Raw genomic sequence first — 16,959 nt, 5'->3', positions numbered from 1 at the left:
GCGTGCACAGGGCAGTCACCGGATGTGCACAGGGCGTACACCGCTTGCGGGCGTTGCGTTCAGGGTTCGGTCAGAAGCGGCCCGGTCAGAGGGCCAGCGTCGCCCCGATCAGCAGGGCGGTGACCGCCATCGCCAGCGCCGTGACCGCGCCCCAGACCGACCGCCAGGCCAGCCGATGGCCGCGCAGCCGCGCGACGGTCAGGCCAGCCAGCATCCCCAGCAGCGCGGGCAGCACCGTGAAGGTCTGGGCCACGATGGCCGCCAGATCGTGAAAGCCCCCCTGCCCCTGTCCTGCGCGAAACAGCTGCAGCGCGATCGCGGCCAGCAGCAGCGCCAGCACCACCAGCGGCCAACGCAGGCGCAGCCGCGCGGCGCCCCAGGAGATGACGCCCGACCCCGCCAGGCACAGGCCCGCGATCAGCCAGGGATTCACCGCTGCGCCTGCGATGCGGGGGGAGGGGCGCGGCGCGCGGTCGGGCGGGCCAGCAGCATCAGCAGACCCAGGCCGAACCCCGCGACCCCCAGCCCCGGCCCCCAGTTCAGCGTCAGCCAGCCCAGGGCGGGCACGCCGGCCAGCACCAGCAGCCAGGCCGCGCCCACCTGCCAGCGCCGCGGCAGGCGCGGCAGCGCGCAGGCCAGTGCCAGCCACAGACCGGCCAGCAGCAGCGACTGGATCGCCGGATCAGCCGCAGCCCTCACGCGGCGCGGCCCTGCAATCGCGCGGGCAGCGCGTTGGCCCAGGTCGAGATGGTGCCCGCGCCCAGGCAGACCACCATGTCGCCGGGGCGGGCCTGTTCGCGGACCAGCCGCTCCAGGTCGTCCTCGGACAGGATGGCGCGGGCGTGGCGGTGGCCGTGGGCGATGAGGCCCGCGACCAGATCATCGCGCGAGGCGCCGGGGATGGGCTCCTCTCCGGCGGAATAGACGTCGGCGATGGCGACCACGTCTGCCTCGTTGAAGCAGGTGCAGAAATCCTCGAACAGGTTCGAGAGGCGCGAATAGCGGTGCGGCTGGTGGACCGCGATCACGCGGCCGGTGCTGGCCTGGCGCGCGGCCTTGAGCACGGCGGCGATCTCCACCGGGTGGTGGCCGTAATCGTCGATGATGGTAACGCCGTTGATTTCACCCACGCGGGTGAAGCGGCGACCGACGCCGCCGAATTTGGCCAGCGCCTCGCGGATTTCGGATTTCTTGATGCCCAGGTGACGGGCCACAGCAACGGCGGCCAGGCAGTTCGAGACGTTGTGATCGCCCGGCATGGGCAGGGTGCAGCCCTCGATCATCGGCACGGTGCCGTCGGTGGCCTCGCCCTGCAGGGCGATGTCGAACTGGGCGATGCCCTTGTCATAGGTCAGGTTCATCGCCCGCACATCGGCCTGCGCGTTGAAGCCGAAGGTGACCACGCGGCGGTCGGTCAGTCGGCCCACCAGCGCCTGCACCTCGGGGTGGTCGGTGCAGCAGACGGCCAGCCCGTAGAAGGGAATCGACGAGGCGAAATTGGTGAAGGCCTGGCGCAGCGCGTCAAAGCTGCCCCAATGCTCCATATGCTCGGGGTCGATGTTCGTCACGATGGCGATGTCGGCGGGCAGGCGGTTGAAGCTGCCGTCGGATTCGTCGGCCTCGACCACCATCCATTCGCCCGCACCGGCCCGCGCGTTGGACCCATAGGCGTGGATGACGCCGCCATTGATCACGGTCGGGTCCAGCCCGCCCGCATCCAGCAGGGTCGCGACCATCGTGGTGGTCGTCGTCTTGCCATGCGTGCCCGCGATGGCGATGTTCGATTTGAGGCGCATCAACTCGGCCAGCATCTCGGCGCGGCGGACGATGGGCAGGCCGCGCAGGCGGGCCTCCTCCAGCTCGGGGTTGCCCTTCTTGATGGCGGTCGAGATGACGATGACGCCCGCGCCCGCCACGTTCTCGGCGCGCTGGCCCTCGAAGACGGTGGCGCCCAGGGTCTCCAGCCGGTCGGTGATCTTGGATTTCTTGGAATCGCTGCCCTGCACGCGATAGCCAAGCGTCAGCAGAACCTCGGCGATGCCGGACATGCCAATGCCGCCGATGCCCACGAAATGGATGGGGCCCAGCTCTCCGGGCAGTTTGGTGGCTGCGTTCATCGCGTGATCTCCTCGACGAGGTCGAATAGGCGGCGCGCCGCATCGGGGCGCGCAAGGGACAGGGCGGCCTCTGCCATGGCCGTGGCCTGGGCGGGGTCCGTCAGGATCGCGCGGATGTCGCGCGTGAGGTCGTTCGCGTCAAGGACGGATTCCGGATGGACATGGCCCGCGCCCGCATCGGCCAAAGCCTGCGCATTGGCGGTCTGATGATCGCCGGTCGCCGCGGCGAAGGGGATCAGGATCGCGGGCCGCCCGATGACCGTGATGTCGGCCAGCGACGAGGCGCCCGAGCGGCTGATCACCAGATGCGCGGCGGCGATGCGGTCGGGGACGTCGGTGAAAAAGGGCTGAACCTCGGCCGCGACGCCGGCTGCGGCATAGGTGTCGGTGACGCGAGCGGCGTCCTCGGGGCGGGCCTGGTGGTGGACCGTCAGGCGGGCGCGCAGGTCGTCGGGCAGGGCCGCGATGGCGGCGGGCACCACGTCCGACAGGACGCGCGCGCCCTGGCTGCCGCCGATGACCAGAACGCGCAGCGGGCCGTCGCCCGGCGCCTGATAGGGGCTGGCCGCGCGGTCCAGGACGGCGCCGCGCACCGGATTGCCGACATGCTGGCCGGTGATGCCCTGGGGCAGGATGGTGGGCCAGGTGCCGCAGGCGACGCGGTGCACGCGGGCCGCGAACAGGCGGTTCACGCGGCCCATCACGCCGTTCTGTTCGTGGATCATGCGCGGCAGGTTCATCAGCTGCGCCGCCGACAAGGCCGGGATGGTCGGATAGCCGCCAAAGCCGATCACCACCGCCGGGCGGTCGCGGCGAAAGGCCCGGCGCGCGGCCAGGACGCCCGCCGCGATGCGGAAGGGGGCGGCCAGCTTGCCCGCCAGCCCGCCCCGCGCCGTGGTGGCCGAGGCCACGACCTGGCGTTCGACCGCCTGCGGAAAGCCGCCCGCATAGCGCGCGCCGCGATCGTCGGTGGACAGCTTGACCCGCCAGCCCTGAGCCAGCAGCAGCTCGGCCAGGGCCTGGGCGGGGAACATGTGCCCGCCGGTGCCGCCGGCGGCAATCAGCGCCAGCGGCGCGCGCGTTTCCGGGGGCATCAGCGGGCCCGCCGCAGGATTTCGGCGAATTCGCCCTGGGGGCGGGTGCGCGTGAGGGCCAGCAGCATGCCCACCGCGATGCCCGAGGCGATCACCGAACTGCCGCCATAGCTGACGAAGGGCAGCGTCATGCCTTTGGCGGGCAGCAGGCGCACCGCGACGCCCATGTTGATCAGCGCCTGGACGCCGAAGGCGCAGGCCAGGCCCGTGCCCGCGATGCGCGCGAAGGGGTCGCGTTCGCGCACCAGCCGCAACAGCGAGCGCAGCACGATGGTGGCGTAAAGGCAGATGATCGCCAGGACCATGACAAAGCCGTATTCCTCGGCCGCGACGGCGATGATGAAGTCGGTATGCGCGTCGGGCAGCGACCATTTCACCGACCCCTCGCCCACGCCGACGCCGAAGAAGCGGCCTTCCTGGATGGCGTTGGTGGCGAAATAGATCTGGGTGTTGGCATCGACCTCGGCCGAGAGGAAGCTGTTGATGCGGCGGGCGAAGTGTTCGGAGGCGTTATAGGCGAACAGCCCCCCTGCCCCGGCCAGCGTCGCCACGCCCACGATCACGGCCACGCCCGAGCCTGCCACGAAATACATCACCAGCCAGGAGAACAGCACCAGCGAGGCCTGTCCGAAGTCGGGCTGCAGCGCCAGCAGGACGACGACGACCAGCGCGACCCCGAAGGAGAAGGCCCGGCCCGGCGGGCCGCCCGGCTCCTGCGCGGCGGCCATGAACCAGGCGCAGATCGCGACAAAGCCGGGTTTCAGGAATTCCGACGGCTGGATCGAGACGAAGCCCAGGGACAGCCAGCGCGTCGCGCCCTTGCCGAAATCGGTGCCGATGACCGGAAGCGCCAGGATGAGCAGGAACGAGACCGCAAAGCCCAGCACGCCGATGCGGCGGATCTGGCGCGGGGTCATCATCGAGATGACCAGCATCACCAGAAGGCCCATCGCGCCAAAGACCAGCTGTCGCTGGACATAGTAGAACCGCGGCAGGTTGTTCTTTTCCGCCAGGGGGACCGAGGCCGCCAGCCCCAGCAGGATGCCGATGGCAAAGAGGCCCAGGACGCAGGTCAGCGACCACTTGTCCAGGGTCCGCCACCAGCGGGGAAGAATCGGGTCGCCCGCCCGAACGGGCGTCGTGCCGAAGACCATCTCGGTCATGGGAATACCGCCGTCACTGCCTCTGTGTTGTCCGGTTTGCCCGGATCTGTGCGAAAGGATAGCGCGATTGTCGCAGCCGCGCTACCACAGATTGTCCAAGGGCCGGAGCGCCCGCCGGAACGTGATCGCGGGGGGGGGGGCCGGAGCCCGCAAGCGGCCTCCGGCGTGCTGCCGCCCGGCCTGGCGCCGGCTGCGCCGGCGGGTGTGTCTGCGGTCAGGGTGGAGCCCGGGGATCAGCCCAGGGTGGCCAGGGCCGGGAAGGTTTCCAGCAGCCAGAAGCTGAAGGCCGAGAAGGCGCCCGTCAGCAGCATCGTGCCCACCAGCACCAACAGCGCGCCCATGACCCGTTCGATGGTCTTGAGCCAGGGCTTGATGCGGTTCATCAGCCCGATCGCCCGGTCGATGAAGATCGCGGCCAGCAGGAACGGGATGCCCAGGCCCAGCGCATAGACCGCCAGCAGCGCGGTGCCGCGTGACAGCTCGCCCCCGGTCGCGGCCAGGGACAGGATCATGCCCAGCTGCGGGCCGATGCAGGGCGTCCAGCCGAAGGCGAAGGCCAGGCCCAGCACATAGGCCCCCAGCGCCCCACCGCCCTGCTGTCCCGATTGCAGACGCGCCTCGTGATCCAGGATCGGGATGCGGATGATGTGCAGGAAATGCAGGCCCATGATGATCACCATCACCCCCGCCACCCGCGCCAGCATGTCCTGATATTGCAGGAACGCCCGCCCGAAGGCCGAGGCGGCGAATCCCATGATCAGGAAGACCGTGGACAGGCCCAGCACGAAGAACAGCGCGGGCAGGACCGCGCTGCGTTCGCGCGTCCTGAGGCCGTTCACCCCCACCCCGGTCATGTAGGCCAGATAGGGCGGCACGATGGGCAGCACGCAGGGCGACAGGAAGGACAGCACCCCCGCCAGCAGCGCCACGAAGGCGGCAGGCAGAAAGGCGGCGGTGGCGAGTTCGATTCCCAACATGCGCGCCACCTTAACGGCTGGCGGCGCGAAGGACAGGGGCCAAAGCGTCACGGATGCGTGGGCCGGATGCAAACGGGGCGCGGTGTCTCCACCGCGCCCTGTTCCTTGGGTCGTCCTGCAGGCCTTAGCGGCCGGACCACCAGCCGCGGCGGCGGGGCTGGGCGGGTTCGTCGGCATTGGCGGCGACCGGCTCGGCAGCCTGGGGCTGCGCGGGTTCGGGCTGGGACGCGGGCTCGGACGCCGCGTCCACCGGGGCCAGATCGGCGACGGGGGCGGCGGCGGCCTGGATCAGCGCCTCTGCCACGACCTCGGGTTCGGGCAGCGGGGCGGCGGCTGTGACCGGCAGGGGGGCCGCGCGGTCGGCATCAGCCTCGTCCGAGAGGTCGACCACCTCGGGCAGGGGCGCGACCTCGACCGGCTTGCGGCTGCGCGAGCGGGTGCGGGTCCGGCCACGCGAACGGCCTGTGGTCGCCTCCTCGGCGGGGGCCTCCTCGGCCGGCGTCTCGACCGGCGCGTCAACCGGGGTCACGGCCTGGGCGGCGACAGGGGTCGCCTCGTCGTCCTGGTCCTGGTCGTCGTCGGACTGGTCGTCATCGGCGCGCGCATCCTCACCCTCGGGGCGGTCGCCCGACTTGCGGCGACGACGGCGGCGGCGGCGGCGCGAGCGGCCCTCTCCGTCCGGGTCGTCCCTACGCTCGGTCGCGGGTTCGGATGCCTCGACCTCAGCCTCGGCCTCGGGGGCCTGCTCGACCTCAGGCGTTGCGACATCCTCGTCCTGATCAACCTCGGGCAGGTCCAGATCCTCCTCCTCGTCGATGCTGGCCATCAGGTCGGCATTGACGCCCAGGGGAACATGGCTGGGTTCGGGCAGCACACGGGTCGCGGTCTTGAACTTCTCGATCGCGAAATCGGGCGAGACCAGCGCCGGGTCAGCCTCGACGCGCACGGAGAGGCCATAGCGCGCCTCGATGCCCGCCACATGCTCGCGTTTCGCGTTCATCAGGAAGTTGGCGACGGCGACCGGCGCCTTGACCAGCACCTCGCGCGAACGTTTGCGCGTGCCTTCGTCCTCGATGGCACGCAGGATGGTCAGCGCCAGGCTGTCATCGCTGCGGATCAGGCCGGTGCCGTGGCAATGCGCGCAGGGCTGCGTGGTCGATTCCAGCATGCCGGGGCGCAGGCGCTGGCGCGACATCTCCATCAGGCCAAAGCCCGAGATGCGGCCGATCTGGATGCGGGCGCGGTCGGATTTCAACCGCTCCTTGATGCGCTTTTCCACGGCGGCGTTGTTGCGACGCTCGTCCATGTCGATGAAGTCGATGACGATCAGCCCGGCCAGGTCGCGCAGACGCAGCTGGCGGGCCACCTCGTCGGCGGCCTCCAAGTTGGTCTTGAGCGCGGTCTCCTCGATCGAGCCTTCCTTGGTGGCGCGGCCCGAGTTCACGTCGATGGCGACCAGCGCCTCGGTGATGCCGATGACGATGTAGCCGCCCGATTTCAGCTGCACGACCGGGTTGAACATGCCGGCCAGATAGCTTTCCACCTGGAAGCGCGCGAACAGCGGCATCTGGTCCTGGTAATGCTTCACGCTGTCGGCATGGGTCGGCATGATCATCTGCATGAAGTCGCGCGCCAGCTGATAACCGCGCTCTCCCTCGACCAGCACCTCGTCGATCTCCTTGGAATAGAGGTCGCGGATGTTGCGCTTGATCAGATCGCCCTCTTCATAGATCGCGGCGGGGGCGATCGACTTGAAGGTCAGGTCGCGGATCTGCTCCCACAGGCGCAGCAGGTATTCGTAATCGCGGCGGATCTCCATCCGGGTGCGTTCGCTGCCCGCGGTGCGGATGATCAGGCCCGCGCCCTTGGGCACGTCCAGCTCATTGGCGATGTCCTTGAGCTTCTTGCGGTCGGCGGCGTTGGTGATCTTGCGGCTGATGCCGCCGCCGCGCGCGGTGTTGGGCATCAGGACGCAATAGCGGCCCGGCAGCGACAGGTAGGTGGTCAGTGCCGCGCCCTTGTTGCCACGCTCTTCCTTGACGACCTGGACCAGCATGATCTGGCGGACCTTGACGACCTCCTGGATCTTGTAGCGGCGAGCGCGGGGCTTGCGGGGCGCGCGGACCTCCTCGGTCACGTCCTCGTCGGCGACCGATTCGATCTCGTCGTCCTTGTCGGACGCGTCCTGGGCCAAGTCGTCCGTCGTCGTCTCATCGGACTGCTCGACCGCCTCGGCGCGGGGCTTGCGGCGCGAGCGGCCACGCTCTTCCTCGGCCTCCTGGGCCTCGGCATCGGCGCGTTCCTCGGCCTTCAGCGCCTCGCGGTCGGCCGCGGGGATCTGGTAGTAGTCGGGGTGAATTTCCGCAAAGGCCAGAAATCCGTGGCGGTTTCCGCCGTAATCCACAAAGGCCGCCTGCAGCGAGGGTTCGACCCGCGTGATCTTGGCCAGGTAGATGTTCCCGGCGATCTGACGCCGGTTGGCCGTCTCGAAATCAAATTCCTCGACTTTGGTTCCATCGACCACGACCACCCGAGTTTCCTCGGCATGGGTGGCGTCGATCAGCATTTTCTTTGCCATTGATCTGTCTTTCGCGCAGCCGACGGCCGGGCGGGGCCGGTGGCGCCCCCCGGTTCGGTCTGCGGTATGATGAGGACACGGGCGCGTCACCGACGCAGATCACCTGACCGGCGGCGCCCATGGCCCGCCCGTCCCGATATCTGCCGTCCAAAGCGCGCGTCATCGCGTCTGTTCCCTAGGATGGCCCGAAGCCGTGAAAGGCCGGGCCGCTGTTCGTCGGACCCCTGCGCCGTCCCGCAAGGCGGTGGCACCAGAGGCGTCGGGTTTTCCGCGGGACACATGGCTGCCCGGGTTCGGGATCAGAGGTGCCGCGCTGCGAAACTGTCGGCGTGGGGTCAACCCCCGGTTGCGGGGCAGTCCTGCGCGTGCGTTCAGCATAGCGGGGCACGCATGCAAAATTCAATGCCGAAAACGATGCCCGCCCCGGATCGCGGCATTCATGGGCGGTTTTCCGGCACCCGCAACGTCACGCAGGGTTAACGGATTCTTCACGCGCCCGTCGCAGCCTGTGCCTAGACCGGTCGCGACCGGGTAACGGAGAACGCGATGCCGGTGATGCGCCTGGATGCCTGCCAGCCTGTGCCCCCTGCCCTGCGGGAGGCCGCCCGTGGCCTGCCTGCCGGGGCGCCGATCCTGGTGATGGTGCACGGATACCGCTATTCGCCGCAGCGCCCGGCCCATGACCCGCATCGCCACATCCTGGCGCCCGAGGCCGCGCCGGGCCGCATGTCCTGGCCGCAGGAGCTGGGCTTTCGCGGCGATCCGGCCGAGGGGCTGGCCCTGACCCTGGGCTGGGAGGCGCGGGGCCGGTTGCGCGGGGCCTATGACCGGGCGCAGCAGGTCGGCGCGGGTCTGGGGCGGCTGGCCGATGAGCTGGCCTGTCTGGCCGGGCGCCCGGTGGGGCTGATCGGGCATTCCCTGGGCGGGCGGGTCGCGCTGCAGGCACTGGCCCATGCCGCGCCGGGGTCCGTGGGGCGGGTCGTCCTGCTGGCGGGGGCCGAGTTCCAGGACGCCGCCCGCGCCGCGCTGGACACCCCCGGCGGGGCTGCGGCCGAGGTGCTCAACATCACAGCGCGTGAGAACGACCCCTTTGATTTCGCGCTGGAGCAATGGCTGACGCGGGGGCGCGCGCGGGCCATCGGCGCGGGCTTGGGCCAGCCGCGCGCGCAGTGGCTGGACGTGCAGATCGACGATGCGGCGGTGCTGGACGCGTTGGAGGCCCTGGGCTTTCCGACCGCGCGGGGGGCGCGGCTGATGTCGCATTGGACGCCCTATCGGCGGGCAGGGCTGTTTGCGTTCTATCGCGCAGCGCTGTGCCACCCCTGGGCGCTGCCCCTGGGGTTGCTGCGCCATCACCTGCCCGTCCGGGGCCAGCCGCGCTGGTCACGCCTGCTGGCCGGTCCCGCCATGCTGGGCGGGCTGCGGGCCTAGGCCCAACCGCGCGCGGATCAGGCGCGTGCCGCGACAGGCCAGGCGCGCGGCCTCCAGCCAGGCGCGATAGGGCAGCACGGTCAGATAGCGCGACCGCCCCAGCTTGTAGGCGCGCAGGCCCGCCTGGATCTGGGTCGGATGGTCGGACCGCTGCGAGGCGGGCAGCGGATCGACAAAGGCCGCGCGCAGCCCGTCCAGGTATTCCAAATCAAAGGCGATGTCCCAGGCCAGCCGCATCGGCATCAGGTCGGTCACGATCCATTGCGCGGCCCGCCTGTCGATGACATAGGCGCCCGCGCCCTTTTCGCGCGTCAGCGCTAGCGCCAGCCGCCGCCCCTGCCCCAGATCGCGCACCGCGTATTTGCGCCCCCGGTTCACGGATGTCAGCCGCAGCAGGTTCCACCACGCCCCCTGAACCGCCGCCCGGTCCAGCACCCCGATCAGGTCGGGGTCAAAGCTGACGTCATCCTCCAGGATCAGGGCCAGATCGGCGCCGCTGTCCAGAAAGGCCCGCGCGCAGGCGACATGGGACAGATAGCAGCCGACCTCGGGCGGGGTCGTGCGGCGGCCATGCAGCAGGCGATAGGCGCGTTCGTCGAATTCGGGGATGGGAAAGGTCAGGGCGCGGCCATCGACGCCCTCGATCCGGGTGAAGGGCAGGTCCAGCGCGGCCAGCTGGGCCTGCATCGCGGTCAGGCGGGCCTGGGCGCCCGCCATGTTGATCAGATAGACCGCCAAGTGCCGCCCCGACAGGGGCAGCACCGTCCCCGCGTCAGAGGGCACGGTCGTCATCGGACGACTTGGGCGTGGGCAGGGCGTGGTCACGATACAGTTTCGCATTGCCCAGCAGGAAGGCGAACAGCAGCACCGGCAGGCCGAAGGTCTTGAACCAGACCCAGGTGCTGTCGGTCATGGTGCGCCAGACCAGCTCGTTCGCGCCGGCCAGCACCACGAAGAAGATCGCCATGCGCAGCGTCAGCTTGCGCCAGCCCTCGGCATCCATCGGCAGGGCTTCGGACAGGACCGCGCCCAGCCAGTTGCGGCGCAGCGCCAGGCCCGTGCCCAAGATGACCGCGAACAGCAGGTAGATGATCGTCGGTTTCAGCTTGAAGAAGCGCGGATCGTTCAGCCAGATCGACATGCCGCCGAAGACGATGACCAGGACCAGCGTGGCGACCTGCATCGGCGCCAGCTTGCCGGTGATGCGCCACTGAATCGCGGTGGTCAGGATCAGCGCGGGGATGAAGGCCAGCGTGGCCAGGATGAACCCGCCATAGGCCTGCCCCGCGATGGCCACGGTGTCGTTGCGATACAGCATGAAGACGGCAAAGAACAGGATCAGCGGGCCGAATTCCAGCGCCGGCTTGACCCAGGGTTTCGTGTTTTCCATCCGGTCTGCCTTCCTGTGACCGCCCCTCAGGCGGCGAATTCCACGATGACCGCGCCCAGCGCGATCAGCGCCATCAGCGCCACGCGGCGCGGTCCCACCTTTTCGCCCAGGATCAGCCAGCCCACAAGGGCCGCGAAGACGGTCGAGGTCTCGCGCAGGACGGCCGCGCGGCCCACATCGTCGATGCGCGTGGCCAGCATGACCGAGCCGAAGCTGGCAAAGGCCACCACCGCGCCCAGCGCGCCCCGCCTGGCCAGGGGCGCGATCTCGGCCCGCGGCAGGGCGGCCAGCCGGCGCCAGGTCCACAGCGGCATGAACAGCCCGTCCAGCACAAAGAACCATGCCAGGAATGTGAACGGATCGGCGGCCAGGCGGATGCCCCAGGCGTCATAGGTGGTATAGGCCGCGACCGTCACGCCCGTCGCCAGCGCCCAGGCCAGGGCCGGGACCAGCGTGTCGCGCCCCACCGTCAGCCGGCGCAGGCTGTTCAGCGCCAGCCCGAAGATGCCGCCCACCAGCAGTCCCAGCCCCAATCACTGCACCGCGTTGAAGCGTTCGTCAAAGACCACCATCGCGACCAGCACCACCACCAGCGGGGCCGATCCGCGCACGACCGGATAGACGACCGTATAGGCGCCGCGCTGATAGGTGTGGGCCTGTGCGACCTTGTAGGCGATGTGGATGCCCATCGCGCCCGCCAGCACCGGCCACAGATGCGGTTCGGGCCAAGGCACCAGGAACAGCGCCACCGGCAGCGCCATCAGCAGGTAGGACGCGTCGATGGCCGCGCGGCTGATCCAGGGATCGTGGCGGCCCTTTTGCAGCGCGCCGAAGACCGCGTGCAGAAAGGCCGCCGTGATCGCCAGGATCGACGCCAGCCGCGCGCCCTGCTCGGTCCCCGAAATCTGGATGATATAGTCGCCCATGCCGCGTGATGGACCGGGCTTGCAGAATGTGCAAGCGGCCTCAGTCCAGGCGGATCGCGGCCAGGATCGGGCCCGGCAGGGCGCGCTTGCCCTGCATCTGCTGGATCAGCACGGCGTGGCGGGTGTCGGGAGGATAGGCGCCGCCCTCGACCAGCTCGGCCCGGACGGTCAGGCGCAGCGGCTGCTGGCCGTCCCAGCGCGACAGATGCTCCAGCCCCAGCACGACATTGGAATAGACGACGCTGCGGCCCCGGTTCTCTCCGGCGCGGACCTCGACGCGGCGTTCCGGGGCATAGCGGATCAGCACCACGTCGACCGCGCCGCCCAGATCGGACAGGGGCTGGACCTCGATGGCCTCGCCCCGCTCGGTGCGGTCGCGGCGGATGCTGACCAAAGCGGGGGCAAAGCGGTGCTGGTCGATCAGCCCCATCAGCTGCGCCGGACCCGGAGAGACCGAGGTGTCCTGACCCTCGACGATCATCTGCGGCGTATAGACCGAGCGTTCGCCCGCCGCATGGGCATAGGCGGTCTGGCGGTCGGTGAATTCGGGCCGCGCGAAGCTGTCCGCCCAGCCCAGATAATCCCAATAATCAACGTGATAGGACAGCGCCAGCACATCCCCCTGCCCCGCCAGCATGGTCAGCATGGCATCGGCGGGCGGGCAGTTGGAGCAGCCCTGAGAGGTGAACAGCTCGACCACGACCGGCACGCCCGCGCCCGGCAGATCGGCCGAGACCGGGGGCGCGGCCTCCATCGCGGCAAAGCCGTTGATGCCGCCGGCCTCGGTCATGGGCAGGCCGGGGGCCAGCATCGACGCAGGCGATTGCCGCCCCGGATCGTCGGGCGCCAGGATCAGCGGCGCGTCCTGGCCGGATTGTTCGAACCCGCCGCGCGACTGGACCCCGCCATCGGAGGGCGGCGCGGCGGTGGCCGACATGCCCGACCGCGCGCCGACCGCATCCGCCGTCTGCGCCAAAGCCGGTCCGCCCGCCAGCAGCAGCGCCGTCACCAGCGCCCCGATCAGGGTCCGGGGCGCAAAGTGCGGCGTCAGGGCGGTCAAAGGGGTCAGGTCGGGTTTCACACCGGACGTGATAGCGGCTGGCGGTCGCAAAGGCCAAATCAAGGCTTCGTCAGCGCTGGTTCGGCGGGAATGCGTGCCTCTTGAGCAACAGATCGGAGTATGGTATGCAATCGCATACAATTCGCGACGCAACCCTTGCGCGATGCCCCCCGATGGGGCAAAGCAAGGCACACGCCGGACCCATCCATTCTTGCAGACAGGGAGGCCTTGATGCCCATCCAGACCGGAACCGACACCGCCAAGACGCGCCGCACGCTGAGCGCGGGCGCGCAAAGCGTCGATTACTTCTCGATCGCCGCCGCCACCGAGGCGGGGCTTGGCGATTTCTCGAAACTGCCGGCCGCGCTGAAGGTCGTGCTGGAGAACATGCTGCGCTTTGAGGATGGCGGCCGGACCGTGTCCGTCGACGACATCAAGGCCTTTGCGCAATGGGCGACCGATGGCGGCAAGTCCAGCCGCGAGATCGCCTACCGCCCGGCCCGCGTGCTGATGCAGGATTTCACCGGCGTTCCCGCCGTGGTGGACCTTGCGGCGATGCGCGACGGCATCAAGGCCCTGGGAGGCGATCCGCAGCAGATCAACCCGCTGAACCCGGTCGATCTGGTCATCGACCATTCGGTGATGATCGACGAATTCGGCACCCCCCGCGCCTTCCAGCGCAATGTCGAGCTGGAATACGAGCGCAACATGGAGCGTTACACGTTCCTGAAATGGGGTCAGAAGGCGTTCAACAACTTCCGCGTGGTCCCGCCCGGCACCGGCATCTGCCACCAGGTGAACCTGGAATATCTGGCGCAGACCGTCTGGACCGACACGGACCAGACCGGCGCGACCGTCGCCTATCCTGACACGCTGGTCGGCACCGACAGCCACACCACCATGGTCAACGGCCTGGCCGTCCTGGGCTGGGGCGTGGGCGGCATCGAGGCCGAGGCCGCGATGCTGGGCCAGCCGATCTCGATGCTGATCCCCGAGGTCGTGGGCTTTGAGGTGACCGGCGCGCTGGCCGAGGGCGTGACCGCCACCGACCTGGTGCTGAAGGTCGTCCAGATGCTGCGCCAGCACGGCGTCGTCGGCAAGTTCGTCGAGTTCTATGGCGAGGGGCTGGACCACATGCCGCTGGCCGACCGCGCGACCATCGCCAACATGGCGCCCGAATACGGCGCCACCTGCGGCTTTTTCCCGATCGACGACGAGACGCTGCGCTATCTGCGTCAGACCGGCCGCGAGGAGGACCGCATCGCCCTGGTCGAGGCCTATGCCAAGGAGAACGGCTTCTGGCGCACGGCGGATTACGCGCCGGTCTATTCGTCCACGCTGACCCTGGACCAGAGCACCGTGGTGCCCGCGATCTCGGGCCCCAAGCGCCCGCAGGATCACGTGCCGCTGACCGAGGCCGCGACCGCGTTCGGCGATTATATCAAGGGCCTGCGCCCTGCCCCGTCGGTGCCTGCCGAGGAGAAGGCCGAGATGACCGAGGAAGGCGGATCGCCCGATCCGGCGCCCACCGAGATCCCCGGCGGCAGCCACGGCCACCTGAACACCGCCAAGGTTGACGGTGAGGATTACGAACTGCGCGACGGCTCGGTCGTGATCGCGTCGATCACGTCCTGCACCAACACCTCGAACCCCTATGTGCTGATGGCCGCCGGTCTGGTGGCACGCAAGGCCCGCGCCCTGGGCCTGACCCGCAAGCCCTGGGTCAAGACCTCGCTGGCACCCGGATCGCAGGTGGTCGAGGAATATCTCAAGGCCGCCAACCTGCAGGAGGACCTGGACGCCCTGGGCTTCAACCTGGTCGGTTTCGGCTGCACCACCTGCATCGGCAACTCGGGCCCGCTGCAGCCCGAGATTTCCAAGGCCGTGAATGACAACGACCTGGTCGCCGTGTCGGTCCTGTCGGGCAACCGCAACTTTGAAGGGCGCATCTCGCCCGACGTGCGCGCGAACTATCTGGCCAGCCCCCCGCTGGTCGTGGCCTATGCCATCGCGGGCGACATGAACATCGACGTGACCAAGGACCCGCTGGCGCACACCCCGGACGGCAAGCCGGTCTATCTGAAGGATATCTGGCCGACGTCGAAGGAGGTCGCCGAGCTGGTCGACACCATCGTCACCCGCGAGATGTTCCAGGCGAAATACGCCGACGTCTTCAAGGGCGACGAGCGCTGGCAGGGCGTCGAGATCACCGACAGCGAAACCTATGACTGGCCGGCATCGTCGACCTACATCCAGAACCCGCCCTATTTCCAGGGCATGTCCAAGGATGCGGGCGTGATCCACGACGTCAAGGGCGCGCGTGTCCTGGCGCTGCTGGGCGACATGATCACCACCGACCACATCAGCCCCGCGGGCTCGTTCAAGCCGACCACCCCGGCGGGCCAGTACCTGACCGAGCGCCAGGTCGCGCCGCGCGATTTCAACAGCTACGGCTCGCGTCGGGGCAACCACGAGATCATGATGCGCGGCACCTTCGCCAACATCCGCATCAAGAACGAGATGCTGGATGGGGTCGAGGGCGGCTTTTCCAAGGACGCGTCGGGCAACCAGGCCGCGATCTATGACGCCGCGATGTCCTATGTCGAACAGGACACCCCGCTGGTGATCTTTGGCGGCATCGAATACGGCGCGGGCTCCAGCCGTGACTGGGCGGCCAAGGGCACCAACCTGCTGGGCGTCAAGGCCGTCATCGCCGAAAGCTTTGAGCGGATCCACCGGTCGAACCTGGTCGGCATGGGCGTCATCCCGTTCGAGTTCACCAACGGCGACACCCGCAAGACGCTGAACCTGACCGGTGACGAGACCGTGTCGATCGAGGGTCTGGCGGGCGACTTCAAGCCGCTGTCGCTGGTGCCCTGCACGATCACCTATGCCGACGGCACGGTGAAGCAGATCCAGCTGAAGGCCCGCGTCGATACCGAGGTCGAGATCGACTATCTGAAGAACGGCGGCGTGCTGCATTACGTGCTGCGCAACCTTGCCGCCGCCTGATCCAACGGTCATCGCGAAACCCAGCACCCCCGGCCCACGCCGGGGGTTTTTTCATGCGCGACGATGCGATGTCAGTTGCCGGTATCGGTCGCCATCGCCCGCCCGCTGGCTGCCGCCAACTGATCACGCAAGTGATGCGCCCGGCGCACCGGCTGAGGGGGGGAGGGTAATCCCCCCGAAAGTACGGGCTGCATAAGTAGAATTTCTCGGCAAGAGAAACAAGGATATTATTAATGAAGACAAGCAGATACACTGAAACTCAGATCCTTGCGATCCTGCGGCCGGCCGTGGACAAGATGGACTTGCCCCGGTTCTGTTCCGGTCGGGTGCTCATGTTAGGCGGCCCTCTGCTCGACGGCCACGGGTGATTTCCAGCCGAGGGCTGAGTGTTTGCGGCGCGGGTTATAGAAGCCATTGATGTATTCGAAGAAGGGAATCTCGACGTCGCGTCGGGTGTGCCATTCGCGCCTCCAGACCAGTTCGGCCGTCAGGGTCTTGAAGATGGAGCGTGTGAACGCCACTGGTCCGAGAAAGCACGCGACGCTCGACGGCCGAGTTATCATAGCAGTTGCCCCTGCCGCTCATTGATACCTTGAACCCGCTTTTGCGCAGACGTTTCTGGTCGTCATGGGCGCTGTATTGCGCGCCGCGATCCGTGTGGTGAATACAGCCTGGTGGCGGGCGGCGCAGGGCAACAGCCATGTTCAGCGGCCTGATCGCCAGATCCTGTTTGATCCGGTCGGCTCGATAGCCCAGCCAATCACGCGCCTCGAGAACAGGTCAATGATGACGGCCAGGTTCATTCTCGCGCAGAAGATCGGCGTCCCGGTCAGGCACCTTCGCCTCATCGGAAATCGCCCTTATCCACTTGCCGAGCGTCGAAAGCCCAACCCAAAGATCAGACGCAACCTGGCGTCTCGTCAGACCGCTGGTGAGCGCATTGCGAACCGCATCCCGCTTGAACTCGTCGCCGTGTGTCGCTGCCATATCCTGTCTCCTTTTGTGAGAGCATCGCTCTCAGAAAACCGGAACAAAACCGCGGCAAGTCCAGGATACCGGTGGGCGAGCTGTGCCGGGCGCATGGCATGAGAAGCGCGTCGTTTTACAAATGGCGGGCGAAGTATGGCGGCATGGATGCGTCCTTGATCAGCCAGATGAAGGCCATGGAAGAGGAGAACCGGCGGCTGAGGCGGATGTAAGCGGACCTCAGC

Annotated in this window: 13 protein-coding genes and 3 pseudogenes; 3 read left to right on the top strand and 13 right to left on the bottom strand. The window is 68.5% G+C overall.

Translation table 11 applies throughout. The features are described 5' to 3' along the window. Positions 1 to 85: 85 nt before the first annotated feature. From FA740_RS13240 to FA740_RS13210, 7 genes are all read right to left on the bottom strand, one after another. Positions 86 to 433 (bottom strand): hypothetical protein, encoded by a 348-nt coding sequence (locus tag FA740_RS13240; RefSeq protein ID WP_136857253.1) that lies wholly within the window; start codon positions 431 to 433, stop codon positions 86 to 88. Then, a complete protein-coding gene (locus FA740_RS13235; protein ID WP_136857252.1) occupies positions 430 to 699 on the bottom strand; it encodes a DUF2484 family protein in 270 nt (89 codons plus the stop codon). Before FA740_RS13235 ends, FA740_RS13240 begins: the two co-directional genes overlap by 4 nt. Beyond that, positions 696 to 2,117 carry a UDP-N-acetylmuramate--L-alanine ligase gene (gene murC, locus FA740_RS13230; protein WP_136857251.1) on the bottom strand — a complete coding sequence of 474 codons (1,422 nt, stop codon included), beginning with the start codon at positions 2,115 to 2,117 and terminating at the stop codon, positions 696 to 698. The genes FA740_RS13235 and murC overlap by 4 nt, the downstream gene beginning before the upstream one ends. Next, the gene (murG, locus tag FA740_RS13225) at positions 2,114 to 3,211 is read right to left on the bottom strand and encodes an undecaprenyldiphospho-muramoylpentapeptide beta-N-acetylglucosaminyltransferase (RefSeq protein WP_136857250.1); all 1,098 of its coding nucleotides are present in this window, start codon (positions 3,209 to 3,211) and stop codon (positions 2,114 to 2,116) included. The genes murC and murG overlap by 4 nt, the downstream gene beginning before the upstream one ends. After that, entirely contained in the window at positions 3,211 to 4,374 is a 1,164-nt protein-coding gene (ftsW, locus tag FA740_RS13220) for a putative lipid II flippase FtsW (RefSeq protein WP_136857249.1), read from the bottom strand. Before ftsW ends, murG begins: the two co-directional genes overlap by 1 nt. A gap of 233 nt (positions 4,375 to 4,607) precedes the next feature. Next, positions 4,608 to 5,351 (bottom strand): cytochrome c biogenesis CcdA family protein, encoded by a 744-nt coding sequence (locus FA740_RS13215; RefSeq protein WP_136857248.1) that lies wholly within the window; start codon positions 5,349 to 5,351, stop codon positions 4,608 to 4,610. Positions 5,352 to 5,475: 124 nt separating this feature from the next. Beyond that, the gene (locus FA740_RS13210; RefSeq protein WP_136857247.1) at positions 5,476 to 7,929 is read right to left on the bottom strand and encodes an Rne/Rng family ribonuclease; all 2,454 of its coding nucleotides are present in this window, start codon (positions 7,927 to 7,929) and stop codon (positions 5,476 to 5,478) included. Positions 7,930 to 8,475: 546 nt separating this feature from the next. On the opposite strand from FA740_RS13210, the gene FA740_RS13205 reads away from it, so the two are divergent. Beyond that, the gene (locus FA740_RS13205) at positions 8,476 to 9,360 is read left to right on the top strand and encodes an alpha/beta fold hydrolase (RefSeq protein WP_136857246.1); all 885 of its coding nucleotides are present in this window, start codon (positions 8,476 to 8,478) and stop codon (positions 9,358 to 9,360) included. On the opposite strand, the gene FA740_RS13200 is transcribed toward FA740_RS13205, so the two are convergent. From FA740_RS13200 to FA740_RS13185, 4 genes and pseudogenes are all read right to left on the bottom strand, one after another. Then, complete coding sequence (locus tag FA740_RS13200) at positions 9,313 to 10,152, bottom strand: glycosyltransferase family 25 protein (protein ID WP_136857245.1); 840 nt, start codon at positions 10,150 to 10,152, stop codon at positions 9,313 to 9,315. The two genes, FA740_RS13205 and FA740_RS13200, sit on opposite strands and share 48 nt — an antisense overlap. Then, positions 10,133 to 10,750, bottom strand: coding sequence for an inner membrane-spanning protein YciB (locus FA740_RS13195; RefSeq protein WP_136857244.1), 618 nt, complete (start codon positions 10,748 to 10,750; stop codon positions 10,133 to 10,135). Before FA740_RS13195 ends, FA740_RS13200 begins: the two co-directional genes overlap by 20 nt. Positions 10,751 to 10,776: 26 nt before the next feature. Continuing rightward, positions 10,777 to 11,676 (bottom strand): annotated as a pseudogene (locus FA740_RS13190) (EamA family transporter). 40 nt (positions 11,677 to 11,716) lie between these two features. Then, positions 11,717 to 12,736 carry a DUF1223 domain-containing protein gene (locus FA740_RS13185; protein ID WP_246053626.1) on the bottom strand — a complete coding sequence of 340 codons (1,020 nt, stop codon included), beginning with the start codon at positions 12,734 to 12,736 and terminating at the stop codon, positions 11,717 to 11,719. Between the two features lie 231 nt (positions 12,737 to 12,967). Here FA740_RS13185 and acnA point away from each other — a divergent pair, with 231 nt between their 5' ends. Further along, positions 12,968 to 15,748, top strand: a complete 2,781-nt coding sequence (gene acnA, locus FA740_RS13180) for an aconitate hydratase AcnA (RefSeq protein ID WP_136857243.1) — start codon at positions 12,968 to 12,970, stop codon at positions 15,746 to 15,748. A gap of 335 nt (positions 15,749 to 16,083) precedes the next feature. On the opposite strand, the pseudogene FA740_RS13175 reads toward acnA, so the two are convergent. Both FA740_RS13175 and FA740_RS13170 read right to left on the bottom strand, forming a co-directional pair. Then, positions 16,084 to 16,545, bottom strand: a pseudogene (locus tag FA740_RS13175) (DDE-type integrase/transposase/recombinase); the annotation flags it as partial. Beyond that, the gene (locus tag FA740_RS13170; protein ID WP_136857242.1) at positions 16,529 to 16,735 is read right to left on the bottom strand and encodes a transposase; all 207 of its coding nucleotides are present in this window, start codon (positions 16,733 to 16,735) and stop codon (positions 16,529 to 16,531) included. The pseudogene FA740_RS13175 and the gene FA740_RS13170, both read right to left, overlap by 17 nt. Positions 16,736 to 16,758: 23 nt before the next feature. On the opposite strand from FA740_RS13170, the pseudogene FA740_RS13165 reads away from it, so the two are divergent. Beyond that, a pseudogene (locus tag FA740_RS13165) lies at positions 16,759 to 16,944 on the top strand (transposase); the annotation flags it as partial. Positions 16,945 to 16,959 lie beyond the last annotated feature (15 nt).

Source organism: Paracoccus hibiscisoli (assembly GCF_005048265.1).
In the GTDB taxonomy this organism is placed as follows: domain Bacteria; phylum Pseudomonadota; class Alphaproteobacteria; order Rhodobacterales; family Rhodobacteraceae; genus Paracoccus; species Paracoccus hibiscisoli.
This window is presented reverse-complemented; position numbering and strand designations above follow the sequence as displayed.

Coding starts and splice junctions, on each gene's coding strand:
- murC (WP_136857251.1), bottom strand. CDS start 2,117: ATGAACGCAGCCACCAAACTGCCCGGAGAGCTGGGCCCCATCCATTTC.
- murG (WP_136857250.1), bottom strand. CDS start 3,211: ATGCCCCCGGAAACGCGCGCGCCGCTGGCGCTGATTGCCGCCGGCGGC.
- ftsW (WP_136857249.1), bottom strand. CDS start 4,374: ATGACCGAGATGGTCTTCGGCACGACGCCCGTTCGGGCGGGCGACCCG.
- FA740_RS13215 (WP_136857248.1), bottom strand. CDS start 5,351: ATGTTGGGAATCGAACTCGCCACCGCCGCCTTTCTGCCTGCCGCCTTC.
- FA740_RS13210 (WP_136857247.1), bottom strand. CDS start 7,929: ATGGCAAAGAAAATGCTGATCGACGCCACCCATGCCGAGGAAACTCGG.
- FA740_RS13205 (WP_136857246.1), top strand. CDS start 8,476: ATGCCGGTGATGCGCCTGGATGCCTGCCAGCCTGTGCCCCCTGCCCTG.
- FA740_RS13200 (WP_136857245.1), bottom strand. CDS start 10,152: ATGACGACCGTGCCCTCTGACGCGGGGACGGTGCTGCCCCTGTCGGGG.
- FA740_RS13195 (WP_136857244.1), bottom strand. CDS start 10,750: ATGGAAAACACGAAACCCTGGGTCAAGCCGGCGCTGGAATTCGGCCCG.
- acnA (WP_136857243.1), top strand. CDS start 12,968: ATGCCCATCCAGACCGGAACCGACACCGCCAAGACGCGCCGCACGCTG.
- FA740_RS13170 (WP_136857242.1), bottom strand. CDS start 16,735: ATGGCAGCGACACACGGCGACGAGTTCAAGCGGGATGCGGTTCGCAAT.